The organism is Tardiphaga alba, from assembly GCF_018279705.1.
Lineage (GTDB): Bacteria > Pseudomonadota > Alphaproteobacteria > Rhizobiales > Xanthobacteraceae > Tardiphaga > Tardiphaga alba.
This window is the reverse complement of record NZ_CP036498.1, coordinates 726,376-743,432: the sequence shown is the minus strand read 5'-3', so window position 1 is coordinate 743,432 and position 17,057 is coordinate 726,376. Positions and strand designations below refer to the sequence as shown.

The window sequence follows — 17,057 nt, the reverse complement described above, 5'->3', positions numbered from 1 at the left end:
TTAGATCGCGGGGAAAAAGGGGTTTGGATTGACCTGCACACGACCTGCGTGGGTGGCTTCCGCGTTACGAGCCTGCCCGCGGTGCTTCATAAACGGATCCACGACGCCATCCGGGCGCACACGGTTCTCGCTCACAGCGAGGCTCGCCGCATTCGAGCCAAACGGGTTGCATGGCCGCGTTGCCGGCGGCATTGAGTCCACTGCGACCTTCTGACACCCGTCACAAGCGGCCTCATCCGCTTGATCGTCATCGCTGATGAAACTGTTCAGAAGCTGGCCGTCCACCGTGGGCGAAGATGCAGCTCTCGCCGTAAGATCTGCGATCTCCGGATCTGCCCAAGAGCCACCTTGCAAGATTGCGCGGGCAAGCTGATCGCGATCATGAATACTTGCGTAGTAGCTGCGGGTTTCTGAAACTTCGCGACAACGTCCTGCTTGACTAGGAATGGTCGTTTTCTTCTCTTCAGGAGCCATTTGGCCCTCCATAGTTTGGGCCTCAGCACGACTGTGAAGAGTACCCCATATATATAGAGGAACAAATAAAGAACATCGCGTTTGTCATATTCACTCCTTAGTAACAATCGCGCGAGCAGCGAATACGTCTTCATTCCTTCTCAGCGTTTAAGAAGAGATTAGGCCTGGAAAAACCGAATTCAAATTCACTTGGCCCGTCAAAGCGCTATTTTTAGTTGCTGAACGCAAGATCTTCTTCCTTTGCGCATCAACATTCCACGCATCGCTCCGAATCCCTCCGGCACGCTCATGTGCGTCTGGAGATATCGATGTCGTCCTTCCTCACCGCGCCGGCACTGCCGCGCATCCCTTTGGTGCCTCAGAGCCTCCTGAAAGCTCATGGCGTCGATTGCATCGTCGACACGCGCTTCCGCTCTGCCGCAAGGCTGCTGCAGCATCTTTGGCTTCGTGACAACAACATCCCGACCGGCAATCACATCCGCCGGGATCAGGACGGCGATGTCGTTACGCCGCTAGAATCTCTCCTGTCTCGGGAAGCTGCCCGTGCGGGCCGCAATTTCATCTCACAGGCGGTCCACACCTTCGTCCGCCGCGAACTCATCATGCGCGAAGAAGGCGCCTGTTACGAGGAAGAGCGCCTATTTGGGAACGCGCTCTCCTCGATGCCGATGTGCTTCAACATCTTCGCCCCACTAGCGATGGACCTCGACCTCGCCACCGCCACCTTCCAGCTCCTGCTGCCGGGCTTCGTCAAAGTGGTGCACGGCATTCGGTTCGAGACCTCGCCTTGCCGAGACCGTACCGACCCGCGCTTTTTGATGGACGGCTCCGCCCACGACCTCGCTTTGAGCGTGACCACCACCGACGGCGAAGAGGCGACCGTCTTCATCGAAGTCAAGTATTCGGAGACCATGGACGGCCCCGCCGCGCGTTATCGGGACCGCTACGATGCCGCCTCACGCCAAGTCGGCCTCTTCAACGATCCCGACGCTGTGAGCCTTCGGTCACTCGCCCTCGAACAGCTCTGGCGTGAGCACATGCTCGCTCAACTCACGGTCGACGAAGGTATCACACCCCGCGCCATGTTCATTGTGATCGGACCGCGACTTAACCGCCGCGTCCAGGCCGCATGCCGGGTCTACGCCAACGAACTGATTCCAGAAGACGATCTGGACTACGACCGCGTCCGCTTCCAGGCAATTACGCTCGAAGCCGTCATCGACGCCATTCGTCAGGCCGGCGCCCTGGATCTCGCGAAGGTCCTTTGGGGACGATACTGCGACTTCGAACGTGTCTTCCATCTCGCCATGGCGGAATACGCCGACACGGGATCCCCTGAAGCTTCCAGCGAGCGTCCCATCGCCACCCGTCCGATCACCAAGCGCCCCCGCAATCGCCGGCCTGAGTTGGAGACGAACCATGGTTGATACTTCTATCCTCACCGTCGAAGATCGGGTTGCGCTCTTGGTCAATGCCTTGGCCCCGGAACGGGATCACAAGCCAGTCGTCAAGCTGTTCACGCCTGACGCGTCGGCGACTTGGCTCCTCAGTGAGTGTGACCCAGACGAACCCGATCGGCTGTTCGGGCTGTGCGATCTTGGGCTCGGATATCCAGAGTTAGGGTTTGTGAGCTTGAGCGAGATCCTCGAAGTGCGAGGTCGCCTCGGCTTGCCGGTCGAGCGCGATCAACACTTCATCGCGAAGAAGCCGCTGTCGGCTTACGCTGCTCTAGCGCGGGCTAAGGGCCGCATCGTAGCGTAACTAGTCGGCTTCATAATGATTGGAGCGCGGACTGTCCGAAATAGTGCTGGATCGGACCGCGCTTCCCATCATCCTTCGTGCGAATCTTCCCAGAGCAGCGATGAGGGGTATCGGCCCGTGAGGGACCTGGAAACGTGCCGTAGCCTGTTGACTCGCAATGTACGAAGAGGAAGAGCCTCGGCACAGCCGGGGCTACTTCCGCACCAGACACTGACTTATGCCATCGGAGACATTCACGGCTGCTCGAACAAACTCCGTGATCTCCTTGCCCAGTGCGAAGCAGATGCCGATGGACGCCCTGCGACGCTCATTTTTCTTGGCGACTACATCGATCGAGGCCCCGACAGCAGGAATGTCATCGAACTGCTTATGGATCTGCAGCAGGCGCGGCCGGATCAGGCCATCTGCCTTATGGGTAACCATGAGGACATGCTGCTTGCCGCGGCTGACCACTCAGCTTGGGAAGACCGCTGGCTATGCAATGGCGGCACCCAAACGCTCGGAAGCTATGGCGTTTCCGACCCAAGAGACCTGCCAAAGGCCCAGGTCGACTGGCTCCGGCGGCTTCCAAAATTCCATGACGATGGCCGGCGCCTCTTCGTCCACGCGGGTATCCACCCCAACAGAGCACTGGACCTGCAGGACGAAACTGACCTGCTCTGGATCAAAGAGCCTTTTTTGTCTTCCAACAAGGACTTTGGTCGTCTCATTGTTCATGGACATTCGCCGACCAGCGATCGCAGGCCAGAAATTCGCTCAAACCGACTGAACATCGACACAGGCGCGGTCTTCGGTGGCCCACTTGCAGCAGCCGTCTTCAACGTTCTCAACCGAGATCCTCAGGGCTTCTTGTTCGCTGCTTAGCTGAGCCACGACCGACGCCAGACAGAGCGACGTTAGACAACACGTAAGTTGCTCGGAGCCTATTGGGTATGCTTCCAGATTTCGCTCACCGAAAATTGGGCAACCAATCTGCACTTCAGCGCTCAAATCGATTCTAAGAGCGTTAGATAGACGGCTAGCTATCGCTTACTGAGCACCCGCACCATCTCGGCTGGATCAAAGCCCATAATCCGGCCCAGCTCAATTAGCTCGACGACATCGATCCGCCGCTGCCCCGACTCCATATGTGTAACCCAGGATTGGTAAACCCCGAGCTTCTCAGCAAGATCAATCTGACGAAGGTCGGCCTTCTTCCTTGCCTCGACAAGCATCGCTGCAAGCTTCTTCTGAAGGGGTGAAGTAACCGTCTTTGGCATCTGGCCTCCCGCGGGGGCCAGAGAGATAAAACGACTTTTCAGATACCTATAAATTCGGTATTCGTCGTCCGATACATCCTTCGGCTGCATCTGAAGATGTCCGTCTGACGATGAGCGAAACATCGCCTGACGTTAATTGAACCCCAGCTACGTCCATCAGAGGACACTGGCTCGGGAAACTGAGGTAACGATGACCGAGACGACGAACATCAACGATTCGACCTCCCAAGAGTGGTATTTCACCGAGAACGGTCAGCGCAAAGGTCCGTTCCCCGCCGCAGCCCTGCTCGACTTCCTCCAGGCGAACCGCATCAGCGGAGACACTTCGGTCTGGCGAAAAGGCTTGCAGGACTGGCAGCCACTGAAGTCCACGGAGTTAGGTGCCCCGCTTCAGGAAGCTCCACCGCCAGTCGCTCCCTCGAACATCAACAACGCGCTCGTTTGGATTATCGCCATCGCGCCAATTCCCTACGCATTTTTCAGCGGAATTATCGAGGCATTCAAGATGGATGACCCGCTCCAGCCGCACCGAGCGCTCGACATACTCGCCTTCCTCGTCCCGGCATTTATCAATGCTGCTCTGTGTCTCTCGGACGAGCGCCAACTCAAGCGAGCTGGCTACTCGGACAAGTGGTTGACCACTTTCGGATTCATACTCGCGCCTGCTTATCTGTTCATCAGAGCTAAGCGCTTGCGGCATTTTCCGAGCTACGGGATCACCTGGATTGCGACCTTCGCGGTTAGCATCCTGCTGTCGATCCCATACTAGAGACGGCAGCCTCAGCGCGCGATTTGGCTTTTACATCCAAGCGCGCGTGTGACCGTCTGCTGCGAATGCTCTTTGCTATCCTTCGGCATTGACCGAGGTGCCGTCTCCGAAAGGTGAACAGGAATGTATTGCGTACGTGCTGCCGTCCGTATTGCTATGTTGCTGGTGCTCTTTGCCAGCCTCTTACCGGCGGACGCTTGGTCAGAAGCACAACCACCCGCGCAACTCGCTCAAGTAACACCGACTGACCGAGTTCGCCCTGGAGGCTTCGTCGTCGGCGCAGACGCTATAGCCCATTCAGCAAAACCCGGACTGTTCGTTCGCTTGGGTGAAAGAATCTCAAGGCAAGCGCTCAAACGCCGCTTCATCGGATATGATGTCCGCTACACGAAGGAAGAAGGCTGCCTCATCTGCGCAGTTATCACAGGGCCAGATGGACAGTTCGACATCGACTTCGACAAGGATGGCCGCACAGTTGCCCGACTTCGAACGTCCGACGACCGCATCCGTGATGCACAAGGCAATCGTCGCGGATCACCGCTCAGAGATGCGCTCGGAACAGACACCGCCATCTGCGACGCTGGGGAAACCACGACCTGCGTCGCTACCGCCGCGGCGAGTCTCCACTACATGGTCGCTGAGGACGAGCGCTGTGCGATTTCGGTCACAGAAAAGCAGCCGACCAAAATTCCGGCCTGCGCTCGCATTGACGGCTTCCAGCTTGATGCGCCGGAAACCACTCCCAAGAAATCTGAAGACTACACTCTCGTTTGTCGAAGCCAGCTCCATCAAAGCTCAAACCGAGCCGAAATCACAACAAAAGTGGGCATCCCCATCACGGTCAAAGTTCAGTTCACCGGCGGCGAAACCACTTGGATCGACCCTCGCGACAAAACAGAGACGGTTTTCGAAAACCTAACCGCTTCTATCGGCAACCAGATCGTCAGAGGCGGTCAGGTCAAAGGATCCACTTTCGGATCATCAACGTCATACGATAGTTCTTTCGGACCGACCGGGAGGGCAGCGTGAACTGGGGCTACGCAAAGCGCCTCAATGCATACACTCTCACACGCCAGAAGCAGACTTACGTATGCGCAGATGCTTCCTCCAAGGCCTCAAGGAACTGAGAAATGAAGCGCTTTCTGATTGGCGCATTCGCCGCGCTTGTATCATCGTCGGCCAGCGCAGACACCTATAACTACATCTGTAAAGAGAACGGCCAAACGTCTCAGCTGAAGGTCGATGACACGAAGAACATCCTCCAATGGAAAGACGAGACCTATCGCCTTCGAGCAACGGAGGATTGCGCGAAGTACGGCTGGCGCGCTGAAAAGGATGGCATCGCGTTCGACTTCTGCACGGCGACCCAAGGCTACGCAGACTTCCAGTACCGCAGCAAAACAGTCCAATGCAATCTGCAGCGCAAGTAGGCCCCCAAGTGGCTGGCTCCCGAGATCGACGCAACTTCGCGTAGTTTTAACTGAATCCCCGATGGAAATGCGTCGCGGGAGACATCTATGCAACAGAGCATCAACAAACCATCCACCTGGAACGGCAAAGCGCTATCTGGAAAGTGGGACGTAACGCTTAAAGTGGATGGCGTACGAGCTATCTGGCACGACGAATTCGGCTGGCAGAGTCGAGCTGGAAAGCCACTCTATAATATCCCTCGTTGGAATGGTGGCCCGCGGGATTGCGAGCTCTATGTCGGCTCGTTCCGAGATACGATCATTGCCAGCCGCACGCGCGCTCCGACGGACGATACACCCTCCATTCGTCCAGAGCACCTTTACGGCCTTGATCAACTTGATGCCCGGCTCGGCGTCGGCACCCTCCTCAACCCAACCGCCAGGGCTATCCTCCACCAACTCAACCGTGCGCGGTCGCTCGGCTTCGAGGGCCTGGTCCTCCGTCATGAAAACCGTTGGCTGAAAGTAAAACCGTACGAGTCGCATGATGTCCCGATCACGGGCTTTGCAGAAGGCCGCGGCAAGCACATCGGCCACCTAGGCATCGTCACTACCCCGCTCGGCAATGTCGGATCCGGCTTCTCCGATGAGGAACGGATCCAGCTGTGGGCGGACGCTCAAGCTGGCACGCTCGTCGGCCAGATCGTCGAGGTCAGCTGCATGGAATTCACGCCAACCGGCAAGTTTCGTCATCCGGTTTTCATCCGCATGCGACCGGATAAGCTTTCGTCTGCAAAGTCGATGCTTTCATGACCCACACATCGTAGCCCGGAAGCTGAGATCTAAACGTTGTTGAATCTCATGACCTGATGCTTACTGGTCAGTCTCAACTAGGCTATTGAAATGCGATCTGCTTCATATCGCTACCGCTCGAGGATTGGTGGACCTTATAGTGGCTGAACAAGTTGGAAAACACGTCGCCACATTCCTCAATGCAAGTAAGTCATTGGACGGGCCGCCGTCGAACGACCAGCTTATGCCGAATGGCAAAAAGCTCGGCGACTGCGATAAGCGTGATCTTCTGATACTTGGCCATGCATACACGTTGGCCGCCGAGCGTATGGATTCGGATATTTCTCAAGCTCCCAGCCCTCACAGGCGCTCGAAGAATAAAACCTGATGCGTTCATACTCGCGATAGTCGGTCGTGAACGTCGTGGGAGGCCTGACAAATTCCAGAGCTCAAACAACCCATAAACTGGCCATAGACATACTTACGAGCACTCCGACGCTGCCTCTCCGTCGCGATCAAACGTCGCAGCGGATTGAGAGGCCCTGCAATTGGCTTTCGTCATCCATCGGAGCGGTGCCTAAGGAGGTAGATCTTTCGCATTCCGTCTGACGTCGCATGCGCTCCGGCAGACCAACGTTGCTGCACCGTCGCGATATCTCGGGGAGGAAAAGGACAGCGAGGCGGCTCACTCAGGAAGCGTCTTTATCGAATTGACGACGGTCTATCAGTCCGACCTAACGATACAGTTGCCTTCCATCCCTCAGTGGGCATTCGTGCATGGTGCCGCAGCAGACCACATGTCCGCGGAGGGCCTGCCAATACTCGTCGATCATGACGCGCCTTCGATGCTCCAACACGATCGGACAGCCGAGCCCGTCCGCATGGCAGTCTCTTCGGAGCAAAGGTCGTCCGCGCCGATCGGTGCGCCCGCAGACGCACGCGTTTCGTCCGTTCCGGATGAGCCCCGTCTCCGCATTGACCTTCCTTACGCCGGCGGCGACGAGTCCGGTATCGAAAGCGACGGCTTCGCGATAGTCGTCCCGCAGCCCAATCTCGGCCGCCGCCCTCTCTGCGGCGAGCTCCACGTCGCCCGCATCGCCGTGCGACAACTGTGCTTCTCTGGGCCAGAACCCGACCTCGGCTGCCGTCTCCTGCCACAAAGCGAAGGCTTGAAGCTTTCGCCACCAGGCCGGCGCTGTCTCCTCCGAGATGCCCTCGCCAGCGCGCAGCCCGATGCAGAAGGATCCGTCCATGTTAATATGCCGCTCGGGACAGCATGCAGGCAACGTGTTGCCGACGGGGCGCTCGGACACCACGATATTGCCGTGCAACGCGACTACCTTGAACTGAAAAACCCTGGTGAAGGCCTTACTACTGCGCACCGCGACGAGGTCGATCTCAGCTTCATAGGCATGGATCTGCCTAAACTCCGCGCCGATGGGGCAGCTTCGCGCAAGCGCATCGAGCGACATGACGGCGTTTCAGCGTCGAGACGGCTTCGGCGCCGCCGCATGAGAGCGCGCCGCCGGTTCGCCGCGCAGGATCTGGACCGCTGGCGCTTGAGGCGTCATCAACAGATCCGACGCGGAGTCAAACGTCATCAAGCGGCCGCTCGAGAAGTGCTTTCGAATGGTGGGGTCGGCGATACCGGCGGCGATGGTGCCGAGGCGGACACCTCCACCTTCGATGGCCTGCTGCGTGCGCTCCGCGTTGATCGTTGCGCGGCTGGCTGCGCAGCGGACGCTGCCGTCGCCCCGGTGACCTAGACGGGTCATCGGGGTCGGCCCGTATTCGATACCGACGGCGAGATCGATCGCGGCATCCGGCTGGATGGCTTCGAGGCAGAGATCGAACGACGACCTCATCGCCGAGGCGCAAAGAGCCGCCTCGCGGACGCTTTGCGCAGGTTCATCGGCGCGATCGCCCTGTGCGACGCAGCCGTGAATGCAGTCGCCGATGAAGCGCACGCGCTTACCGCCGAAATCGTCCTTGAGGACGGAATTGAGCTCTTCGCGGATGACGTGGACGATCTTGACGGCTTCGCGGATCTTTTCGGATCCACCGTGGATCGAGTGGTCGACGAAATTCGTGAAGCCGTCGATGTCCGCGAAGATCGATGCCATTCCCATACGAATCGAATCCGCGGGCGAGAGTTCGCTGAACTTAACGGATGACAACGGCAACGTAGGCCGCTTGAACCGGAACGTCGGCTCCGAAGTGTCCGAAGCGATGGCCGACGCGGTGCGATCCAGGCCTTCGAAGGCATACCTGCGCGCAACGGTCTCGATATAGGTCTCGTCGAGCGTTGACCCGCCTGCGTGCTTGCGGACCGCTCCGGCGACCGCGCGCTTCTGCGCGGTCTCGGTGAGGAAGATGCCCTGCTCGGCGCGGGACGCGGCGAGCTTGGCCGCGTGGTTCGCGGGCCGACCTAGAAACAGAGTGTCCTTTTCGTGCGCGCCACGCCCGGTCGTCATCGCCAGGCATTTGCCGTGATCGATGCCGAAGCGGATCCGGGACAGGAAGCCGTGAGACTCTCCCACCTTCCGCGCCGCTTCCGTCAGCTTACGGGCAAGTGCCACGACGCGTTCGATCTGCGCAGCGGGGTCCCCGATCGGCGAAGTGATGACGGCATGGAGGCGTGCGCCGTGATAGTCGATCCGGTCGCCATCGTCGCCGTCGACGATGGAGTCCCAGACCCGGTAGTGAATGTTGAGGAAACGCAGCAGACGCCGATGGGCAGCCTCCGTCTCCTGGCCATGCTCCGCCACCAGATCGTCGAAGTCGAGAAGCTGCCCGTAGAGATGGGCGCCTTCGACCACGAACGCTTCCCGCAGCGGCATGCGGCTGAGCAATCCGCGTTTCGTCACGACCGCACTGTCGAGCGCGATGTTGCGGTCGACTTGGGGCACCGTCTTCAGATGTTCGCGGATCCTCGATTTGGCTCGGTCTTGATTCCAGGACATGATCTGCTCCTCAGATGGAAAAGACGTCGAGTTCGACGCCATGCTTCACTTCCACCTTCGTCGGGCCCCGGAAGGTGTTGGGGGATTCGCCTGCACTGAGCATAAGCTCTCGCAGGGTGGGACTGATCCGGATATCACCGATGTCCGGAGACTTGGCCTGTTCGTAACGTGCCGCAGTGTTGACCGCGGCACCGAGCAGCGTTACGGCGATCCTGTTTTCGGCGCCGAAGTCGCCGAAGGAGACGTCGCCGACGTGGAGCCCCATACGCAATCCGAGCGGCAGACCGTGCTGCTCGAAGTACGCCTTGCACACCGACGCGATCTTCCGCACGCAGGCGAGTGCGGCGATCGGCTCGCACTTCTCGCGCTCGCCGGAATCGACGAACCAGTAGGCCATCGCTCCGTCGCCCATGAGCTTGTCGACGTGACCGCCGCCGTCACGCACCGCGTTGATCTGGATGCCGGCGAGAGCGCCGAGATGTCTGGCGACTTCCGCCGGAGCCTTGGAGGTCGACCAGACGCTGAAGCCCGCGATGTCGCTGAAAAGAATGATCGCACGGCGGTTCTGGATGGAGACTTGTTTGCCGCTAGCCGCTATCTTGACCAAGCCGAGTGCGTCGCCTTCCGAAAACCGGCGGAGAAGCAATTCGTGTTGAGTGGCGGAACTGCGCAATCCAGAGCGCATGGCGGTCGCCTGCTCGAGCTTTTCGTTGATGACGTCAGCCAAGGTCAGCGTCCAAGCGACCTTCTCCTTGTCGTCTAGCCTTTCCTGGAAAGAAGCGTCGATGCGGAGCAGCTTGACGGGCCCGACCGCCTTGACGTCGGCGGTTCTGGTGCCAGTCTTGCCGGACAACACGTGGACAAGACCCTGCTCTCCGAAGATCTCGCCCGGCCCGCGATACACGACGACCTGCTCGTCCGCCCGGACCTCTATCTGCCCCTCAAGGACGAGCCAGCAACCGTCGACACGATCTCCCTGCCTGCAGATGGACTCGCCGGGCACGAAGTCGAGTTCGGTACAGAGCTTCGTGCGCTCCAAGGCAGCGAGGATCGCAGCTGGATCCGGACAGAACTTGCCCAGAAAGATGCTCAGCTTCTTGTCGGCAACACCAGGAAGGCCCATGTGCGGTTCCAAATCCGGAACACGAAAATGGAATTTAGAATTCCGCTTTCGCGATATGGTAAGTAAGCCTACTCCGAACATACGAAGGGCTTTGCCGCCAGTCAAGGACTTGTTATGCTGCTACTCCGAACCGAAATCGGACAGGGACACAGCGCGTGACAGAGACGATCCGCGAACGGATTAAGGCTTTAAGAAAAAAAGAGAAATTGACGCTCGATCAAGTCGCCGAGCAGGCCGGGTTGAGCAAATCCTATCTGTGGGAGCTTGAAAACCGTGATTTGCCGCGCCCGTCCGCAGAGAAGCTTGGCGGCCTGGCTCGCGTGTTCAACGTGACGATCGACTACCTCCAGGGCGGCGAGCAGCTGGAGTCCGCGGAGGACAAGGCCTTCTTCCGCGAATACCAATCGATGTCGCCAGAGGCCAGAGCTCGACTTCGCCGTATGGCGAAAGCTCTGGACGAGTGACATGGATTTTGAGGGGTGGGGACTTCAGAGGTGGGCAAACCACTTCAATCAGATGTTGAACAAAGCTAACCCACCTGACCGATACCGGTTCGACGTAGGCGCACTCGCTATCGAAACCACAAGACACATGTTTCCCGGAGATCCAATAACCAAGGTCGAGGAAGATGATCTGGAAGGATTCGCCGGCGCGTTGGTCCCGGCGGACTCGCGCAAGCGGTGGGGCATTTGCTATGGTAAAGGACAGCAACCTGGAAGGCGCAGGTTCACCATCGCCCACGAATTCGGCCATTACCTGCTGCACCGGAAGAAATATCCAAACGGCATCCATTCCAGCGAAGCAGCCGTCGACGGTCGGACGAAGCTCGAAGTCGAGCGTGAAGCGAATGAGTTCGCCTCCTGGCTTCTGATGCCACTCGACGATTTCCGAAAGCAGATCGCACCTAGGGACAAGCCCGACTTCGATGCGATCGGTAGCTGCTCCGACCGCTATGAGGTGTCATTGGTCGCCGCGGTATTGAGATGGCTCAGATATACCGAACGGAGGTCGATCTTCGTCACATCGGTCGACGGGTACGTCAAATGGGCGTGGTCTAGCGACGCGGCTTTCAAGAGCGGGGTCTTCATCCGGACGAGCCGTGGTGATCCGGTCGAACTTCCCGCTGGATCCGCAGTACGGCAGGAACAGTTCACGCCAGAAACTCGCAGCGGCGTCGATCATCCCGTCGGGGTATGGTTCAATCAAGCGGCACGGGAGCATTCGTTCTGGAGCGACAAGTACGAAACGGCCTACACGCTTGTGCATCTCGCCGACGCCGAGCCTAAATTATGGGCCGAAGGAAAACCGCTCGAAGACACGTATGAACGCTTCGAGCGCGGCAGCTCAGAGTTGCCCCGGTGACATCAACGCACCAGCCGTCCCTTTAACCGCCGCGGGCTACATCCTTGCGCGTCACTCGATCCCCTCTGCAAGCAGCAGCCAGTATTGCTGTTCTTTCTGACGCTATCTATTTAGCGCGTCGCCGGTGGGTAGCACCCCGCAGCCTCACAATTTCCTCCAGCAATGCGACGACCTTATCGGCGTCCGCGGGCGTGCCATCCCAGATCGCGATCGCCTTCTCCGAGATGCGTCTTCGATCACGGTCTGATCGAGACGGGGATACGGCAGATGAAAACGGAATGTCTAAAGTCATGCAAATTATGCTGACATTTGAACTGTACGTCTTGAAATTTCCTGCCACGATACGGCTCGTTTGACTTTGATTAACTAGCGTCGCACGAGCCAGATCTGAAATAGACCACCCGCGCTGCTGCAGTGCAGATCGCATTTCTCCCACAAGTTTGATCCGCTGCTGCGTTGTTATTTTCATGCAAAATTGCATAATTAAGGAACGAGCGATTGGCAACAGCGCCATATGCGGGCCCGGGATTTCGGCGTATACATTCGAGGCGGGAGAGGCGAATGGACTGGAAAAGAAACAGGGTAGTCGCCGTAAACGTAGGTGTCGGGCCGACCATCATGCTGCATAGTGGGGCATGGTTTGACTTCTGTGCGCCGGCCGACAGTCAATTCACCATCGAGGACATCGCGCACGGCCTTTCGAACATCTGCCGCTACTCTGGACAATGCCGCAGCTTCTATTCCGTGGCAGAGCACAGTCTTCTCGTTAGCGAGGTGGCTGCGGGCTGCGAGTTTGAGGCCCTGCTTCACGATGCGGCGGAAGCCTTCCTCGGCGATATTACTCGGCCGCTGAAGCAGATGCTGCCGGAATTCAAAAGGATCGAGGCGGAGGTCGAGCGCGCTATTCTGGATCGGTTCGGGGTGGTGGGACCCATTCCGCCTCAGGTGAAGCAGGCCGATCTGCGTGTCCTTGCGGCCGAGCAACGCCAGATAATGCCCGAGGGCACGGACGGTTGGGTGCGCGGGCAGAAAGTCGAGCCGGCGCCAGTCGTCGTCCAATATTTACCGCCAGACGAGGCCAAGACGGCGTTTTTGGATCGTTTTGAGCGCCTGCGACAGGACTATGCGCAACGCAAGGTCCAATAACGCCTCGCAGTGGACTTCGGTGAAAATCAGCGTTCATTGTGGACGCCGTACGGCAGGTGCCTTAGCTCAATCCTTCCCGTTGAACCAAACGTTCCTTCTTGGCGTAAGGAGTATCATCATGTCCTTCAGGAAGGATCACTCGCTGGACGAACTCGCGAAGGTCGGCAATGTGGCCCAGTTCGTGAGTTTTTCTCCATCGACCGGCGGCGCGGAACAGCAGTTCAGCCGAGTGGCGGGGTTTGAACCCAACCATGCGTTCCCGACGACCAGTGACGCGATCTCCGCACTATTGGCCGCAAGCCCGGACGGCACGATCAATCTAAGGAGTTTCACGCCCGATAGCCCCCGCAGCCGAGATTTTCACTACGGCATATCGAGTGCCGACGAAGCGACAACAATTGTCAGCCGCTTGTCGAACGAGGGCCTTTTCGTCATCGCAAACGAGACAGTAGATGTCGCAGACGGAGGCGTGTCCGGTGTCATTCAGGGAGGTGTCATTGAATTTGCGCCGGACGATACGCCGCGCTGCGTCGAAAAGGCCGGTACGGCATCACTTCCGCTAGAACTTGGTTTGCGCATCCTCAAGTCCGTATACGGATTTGCGCCGGATCTGGTGGACGCCGGACGTGGGCGCCTCGAATTTAGCATACATCCAAAGCCGCGCGGCTGGCGGAAGACCCACACCTTGATGTGGGAGTACGAGGCCTCGGATAGCCCGCCTGGCACCAGCAATTTGGTTTGGCCCAACCGGTTCAGCCGTCACATAGGCGACAAGGCGTTTGGCCTTCTTGTCGCGCATGCCGTCGGGCTTCCGGTCCCGCGTACCAGTGTGTTGGCGCGTCGCGTCGCACCTTTCACATTTGGCGCGGAGACGGGATCTTTCGAGGTCTGGACCAGGACCTGCCCGATCGAACAGGAGCCAGGTCGCTTCACGACCGTAAAGGGGTGGATAGATCCTTTCTCGTTGTTGTCTCGCGAGGATCAAGATGGGCAATCGATCGCTTCGGTGCTGTCGCAATCCGCCGTCAAGGCCAGGTTTTCGGGCGCAACGATCACAGATCGTGACGGGAATGCTGTCGTCGAGGGCGCGCGGGGCGAAGGCGATCTGTTTATGCTTGGCCAGCGCCTGCCAGAAGAGTTACCGCGAAGCGTCGTCGATGACGTCCGAGTTCTCTATGCTCAGGCCTCCAGAAGCCTTGGAGCAACGCGATTCGAATGGGTTCACGATGGTGACCGTGTTTGGATAGTTCAGTTGCACAAGGGGGCAACATTGAGTGACGCGACGACCCTTGTGCCGGGTGAACCTGCGCGATGGGCCGTCTTCGAAGTGTCGAAAGGCTTAGAGGCACTCCGTCGCTTTCTTGACGATCTTCCTGCGGACGTCGGCGTACGCGTCGAGGGCGAGATCGGACTGACCAGCCACGTCGCCGATCTGCTGCGCAAGGCCCGAAGGCCTGCCCGGATCGTGAGGCCGGACCTGAAGGCGGCCTAAGGGCCGTCATCCGGACTGGATCCTGGGCGCCTCCACAACTCGGTTGAAACGCCCTTCTCGAAGGAATGGACCGCGACAACGTGATCCGCAATGTCCTTCACACCTCCAGGCACCACCAATTCGACTATGGAGTTGGCCAGATTTCTCTTCTTACGCCATTCCTCGAAAGGATAGTCGGCAATGGACGAGAACGTATTGCGGCCGCGCGGTTGGGGATTGTAGAGCGTCGCCCCACTATTGATCGGACTAAGCTGGACAGTTTCTCTATGGGCCTTCAGGAGAGATTGGGTGTCAACCGTAAGAACGGTCTGCGGCCTGCCCCTGTATGCCTTGGCGCCCAATAGAGTCCGTAGCCTGTCCCTTGACAGCCAAAAGAAGGATCTGTCGTTCAATAGCTCAAACCATTCCTTTGGCGTAATATCCGGATCGAGACATTTCTCGAGGGCGGACGCCGTCATCGGTTTGTTGTCCCGGATGATCGCACCCTCCAAGCCGTCAGCGGTGACCTTCACGGACTCTGGGCGTCGTTCGGATTCGATAGCGGTGCGGGCCATGCCTGTGACCTTGTAAAGGTCCAGGAGCGCGGTTGCGCTCAGCAAGCCATGCTTCTTGATGGATTCCCAGCTTCCCGCCTCCGCCATATGCCAGAGTCGCGGGAAATTGTTGGTCAGATCTGCTTCGTTCAACGCCAGTTCCTCCGGTCGATCACGCCGCCGCGTTCGAACCTCGTCGAGACCAGACTGACGGGCGCGTTAGCCACTTTTTCCACCAACGCAATGAACTCCCGCGTCTCATCGGTCAATTCGTCGAAGCGGTCCGCTTTCCTGTTCTCGATACTGATGTAATCGGAGAACGAGAGCGCGATGTCCGTCGCGCCGTTCAGAACGGCGGATCGTCGCAGTTGCTCCCAGTCAAATTCGGCGACGCGCCGCTGATTGCCCGACACGGATCCGACCTCGGTGCGGAGGATTTCCTCGTATGGCACGCCCGACCGTTCGGACACGATCTTGAAGTCGATCGGGATGTCCATCGGACCGGACTCGCCGCCGACGCGGATCGGATAGCGTCGCACAACCATGACGACCTTCCTGACCCGAGATGATGCGACACCTGCGTCAGCGATACATCCCGACGCTGTCGTCTCGCGCGCGGTGACGTGTGGATAGCTACCGTGCAGCAGACTGAGATCCGTCCCTTGCGTCCCTTCGAGCATGATCTTCGCACCCGAACTATAAGCATCCTCCAATTCGCGACCGACGGATCCTACGAACGGCAGTAGATCCGGATGATGCTTCGCCAGTCTGACGGGACCACCGAGGAGCGGCTTCTCGCCGCGATTGAGGATCTTCCGCGCCAGAGCTGAGCCGGCGCCTTGTTTTGTCGATCCAATCGTACCAAGGCCGCCTTCCGAGCTTTCGAATTCGACGTCCCAGTCCTCAATGACGAGCGCCTGCTCGTCGATGACCACGCGTCCTGCTGCGCCGCACTGCGCGATCTCCCGCAGCATGATCGTGGGTCTGATCGTCGATCCCGCAGCAATGAGAAGCTTGGCATCCGTATTAGACTGGGTCCCCGACGGGAGCTGGCGATAGTTATACTTTGGATACGCTACGTTGTGGCCTGCATTCGGACCACCAACCCGCATGAGCACGTCGTATCCGCCGGCTAGATGCGCGCAGATATGTCCCTTGCCTTCGCTGCCATACTGGCCGCTCACGATCACGTCTACGCACTGCTCCGCGGTCCGAGGATGAAGGCCGAGCCCGGCAACCGCCAGGGCCAGGAGCGAAGGAGGCTCACAATTGACATTTTCGACGATGCGATCGGCAATGCGGTCCAGACCCCAAACCTGGCTTTCGGTGGGGTCAGATCGCACGACATCATACGGAACAGCCTGATCAGATGAACCGGCGCGCTTGTCGTAACGCTCCTTCGCGACCTCGTATGGGACAGAGACGTGTATGTGAACGAACTTGGAGCCATACTCCTGCCGGAGATGCCGAACCTGTGCTGCAATGCGCACCGAGTCCACGATGATTACATCGTGGGTGGCTTCGTGCTGCTGCACATACCTGGCAATGCCGTCGCGAACCCAAGTCCCTTCGGTTTCGGCGTCAAGACGTTTTCCGGTGTCGATCAATGCCTGTCGCTCGTCCGCCGCGCCGGCGTCGAACAATAGCTGGCGGGTAGAAATCCGGTGCGCCTTGAAACGCGCGATGAATTCTTGCGCAAGGGCGGATTTTCCGGACGCGACAGGCCCGGAAATCGCGATCAGATACTTCACGAGAACGCCCCCCAATCGAACTGGCCTCTCTTCTTAGTCTCGTTCGGCCAAGCTTCCTTTTTTGGGTATATTAGATCACGGGGAAGCAACTCAAGCCCTCCGAAATCGAAATTGATCTATCTTTAGGTGCAGTCTTGATAGCGGACCCTTGGCTCACGCTTCATGGCTTGGCTAGGACTTCCGCTTTCAAGATTGGCCGCTGCAGGTTGATTGCTGACTTCGT

At 58.6% G+C, this 17,057-nt stretch carries 18 protein-coding genes; 11 read left to right on the top strand and 7 right to left on the bottom strand.

Annotated elements, in window-relative coordinates; genetic code table 11:
• Positions 1-474 (bottom strand): hypothetical protein, encoded by a 474-nt coding sequence (locus RPMA_RS03550; RefSeq protein ID WP_211911565.1) that lies wholly within the window; start codon positions 472-474, stop codon positions 1-3.
• A 308-nt stretch (positions 475-782) separates the two neighbouring features.
• On the opposite strand from RPMA_RS03550, the gene RPMA_RS03545 reads away from it, so the two are divergent.
• From RPMA_RS03545 to RPMA_RS03535, 3 genes are all read left to right on the top strand, one after another.
• Positions 783-1,901: a PGN_0703 family putative restriction endonuclease gene (locus RPMA_RS03545; RefSeq protein ID WP_211911564.1), complete on the top strand. Its 1,119-nt coding sequence runs from the start codon at positions 783-785 to the stop codon at positions 1,899-1,901.
• Positions 1,894-2,235: a DUF2958 domain-containing protein gene (locus tag RPMA_RS03540; RefSeq protein ID WP_211911563.1), complete on the top strand. Its 342-nt coding sequence runs from the start codon at positions 1,894-1,896 to the stop codon at positions 2,233-2,235. Before RPMA_RS03545 ends, RPMA_RS03540 begins: the two co-directional genes overlap by 8 nt.
• 147 nt (positions 2,236-2,382) lie before the next feature.
• Positions 2,383-3,099 carry a metallophosphoesterase family protein gene (locus RPMA_RS03535; RefSeq protein WP_249225540.1) on the top strand — a complete coding sequence of 239 codons (717 nt, stop codon included), beginning with the start codon at positions 2,383-2,385 and terminating at the stop codon, positions 3,097-3,099.
• A gap of 158 nt (positions 3,100-3,257) precedes the next feature.
• Here RPMA_RS03535 and RPMA_RS03530 read toward each other — a convergent pair whose 3' ends face one another.
• Positions 3,258-3,584, bottom strand: a complete 327-nt coding sequence (locus RPMA_RS03530) for a helix-turn-helix domain-containing protein (RefSeq protein ID WP_249225539.1) — start codon at positions 3,582-3,584, stop codon at positions 3,258-3,260.
• A 100-nt stretch (positions 3,585-3,684) separates the two neighbouring features.
• Here RPMA_RS03530 and RPMA_RS03525 point away from each other — a divergent pair, with 100 nt between their 5' ends.
• From RPMA_RS03525 to RPMA_RS03510, 4 genes are all read left to right on the top strand, one after another.
• A complete protein-coding gene (locus RPMA_RS03525; protein ID WP_211911561.1) occupies positions 3,685-4,263 on the top strand; it encodes a DUF4339 domain-containing protein in 579 nt (192 codons plus the stop codon).
• Positions 4,264-4,386: 123 nt separating this feature from the next.
• Positions 4,387-5,292 (top strand): hypothetical protein, encoded by a 906-nt coding sequence (locus RPMA_RS03520; RefSeq protein WP_211911560.1) that lies wholly within the window; start codon positions 4,387-4,389, stop codon positions 5,290-5,292.
• A gap of 101 nt (positions 5,293-5,393) precedes the next feature.
• The gene (locus RPMA_RS03515; protein ID WP_211911559.1) at positions 5,394-5,693 is read left to right on the top strand and encodes a hypothetical protein; all 300 of its coding nucleotides are present in this window, start codon (positions 5,394-5,396) and stop codon (positions 5,691-5,693) included.
• Positions 5,694-5,780: 87 nt separating this feature from the next.
• Positions 5,781-6,485 carry a hypothetical protein gene (locus tag RPMA_RS03510; protein WP_211911558.1) on the top strand — a complete coding sequence of 235 codons (705 nt, stop codon included), beginning with the start codon at positions 5,781-5,783 and terminating at the stop codon, positions 6,483-6,485.
• 713 nt (positions 6,486-7,198) lie between these two features.
• On the opposite strand, the gene RPMA_RS03505 is transcribed toward RPMA_RS03510, so the two are convergent.
• From RPMA_RS03505 to RPMA_RS03495, 3 genes are read right to left on the bottom strand one after another with little or no spacing between them, the layout of a single operon-like run.
• On the bottom strand, positions 7,199-7,936 hold the full coding sequence (locus RPMA_RS03505) for an E2 domain-containing protein (RefSeq protein ID WP_211911557.1): 738 nt from the start codon (positions 7,934-7,936) through the stop codon (positions 7,199-7,201).
• A gap of 9 nt (positions 7,937-7,945) precedes the next feature.
• Positions 7,946-9,427 (bottom strand): adenylate/guanylate cyclase domain-containing protein, encoded by a 1,482-nt coding sequence (locus tag RPMA_RS03500; RefSeq protein WP_211911556.1) that lies wholly within the window; start codon positions 9,425-9,427, stop codon positions 7,946-7,948.
• 10 nt (positions 9,428-9,437) lie between these two features.
• Positions 9,438-10,550, bottom strand: coding sequence for a cyclic nucleotide-binding domain-containing protein (locus RPMA_RS03495; protein WP_211911555.1), 1,113 nt, complete (start codon positions 10,548-10,550; stop codon positions 9,438-9,440).
• A 155-nt stretch (positions 10,551-10,705) separates the two neighbouring features.
• On the opposite strand from RPMA_RS03495, the gene RPMA_RS03490 reads away from it, so the two are divergent.
• The 4 genes from RPMA_RS03490 (at position 10,706) to RPMA_RS03475 (ending at position 14,550) form a co-directional block, all read left to right on the top strand.
• Complete coding sequence (locus tag RPMA_RS03490; RefSeq protein WP_211911554.1) at positions 10,706-11,014, top strand: helix-turn-helix domain-containing protein; 309 nt, start codon at positions 10,706-10,708, stop codon at positions 11,012-11,014.
• 1 nt (position 11,015) lies between these two features.
• Positions 11,016-11,912, top strand: a complete 897-nt coding sequence (locus RPMA_RS03485) for an ImmA/IrrE family metallo-endopeptidase (protein ID WP_211911553.1) — start codon at positions 11,016-11,018, stop codon at positions 11,910-11,912.
• A gap of 561 nt (positions 11,913-12,473) precedes the next feature.
• Positions 12,474-13,058 (top strand): hypothetical protein, encoded by a 585-nt coding sequence (locus RPMA_RS03480; protein ID WP_211911552.1) that lies wholly within the window; start codon positions 12,474-12,476, stop codon positions 13,056-13,058.
• A gap of 118 nt (positions 13,059-13,176) precedes the next feature.
• Entirely contained in the window at positions 13,177-14,550 is a 1,374-nt protein-coding gene (locus tag RPMA_RS03475) for a hypothetical protein (RefSeq protein ID WP_211911551.1), read from the top strand.
• On the opposite strand, the gene RPMA_RS03470 is transcribed toward RPMA_RS03475, so the two are convergent.
• A complete protein-coding gene (locus RPMA_RS03470) occupies positions 14,547-15,236 on the bottom strand; it encodes a DUF7002 family protein (protein WP_249225538.1) in 690 nt (229 codons plus the stop codon). The genes RPMA_RS03475 and RPMA_RS03470 overlap by 4 nt on opposite strands.
• On the bottom strand, positions 15,233-16,834 hold the full coding sequence (locus tag RPMA_RS03465; protein ID WP_211911550.1) for an adenylosuccinate synthetase: 1,602 nt from the start codon (positions 16,832-16,834) through the stop codon (positions 15,233-15,235). Before RPMA_RS03465 ends, RPMA_RS03470 begins: the two co-directional genes overlap by 4 nt.
• Positions 16,835-17,057 lie beyond the last annotated feature (223 nt).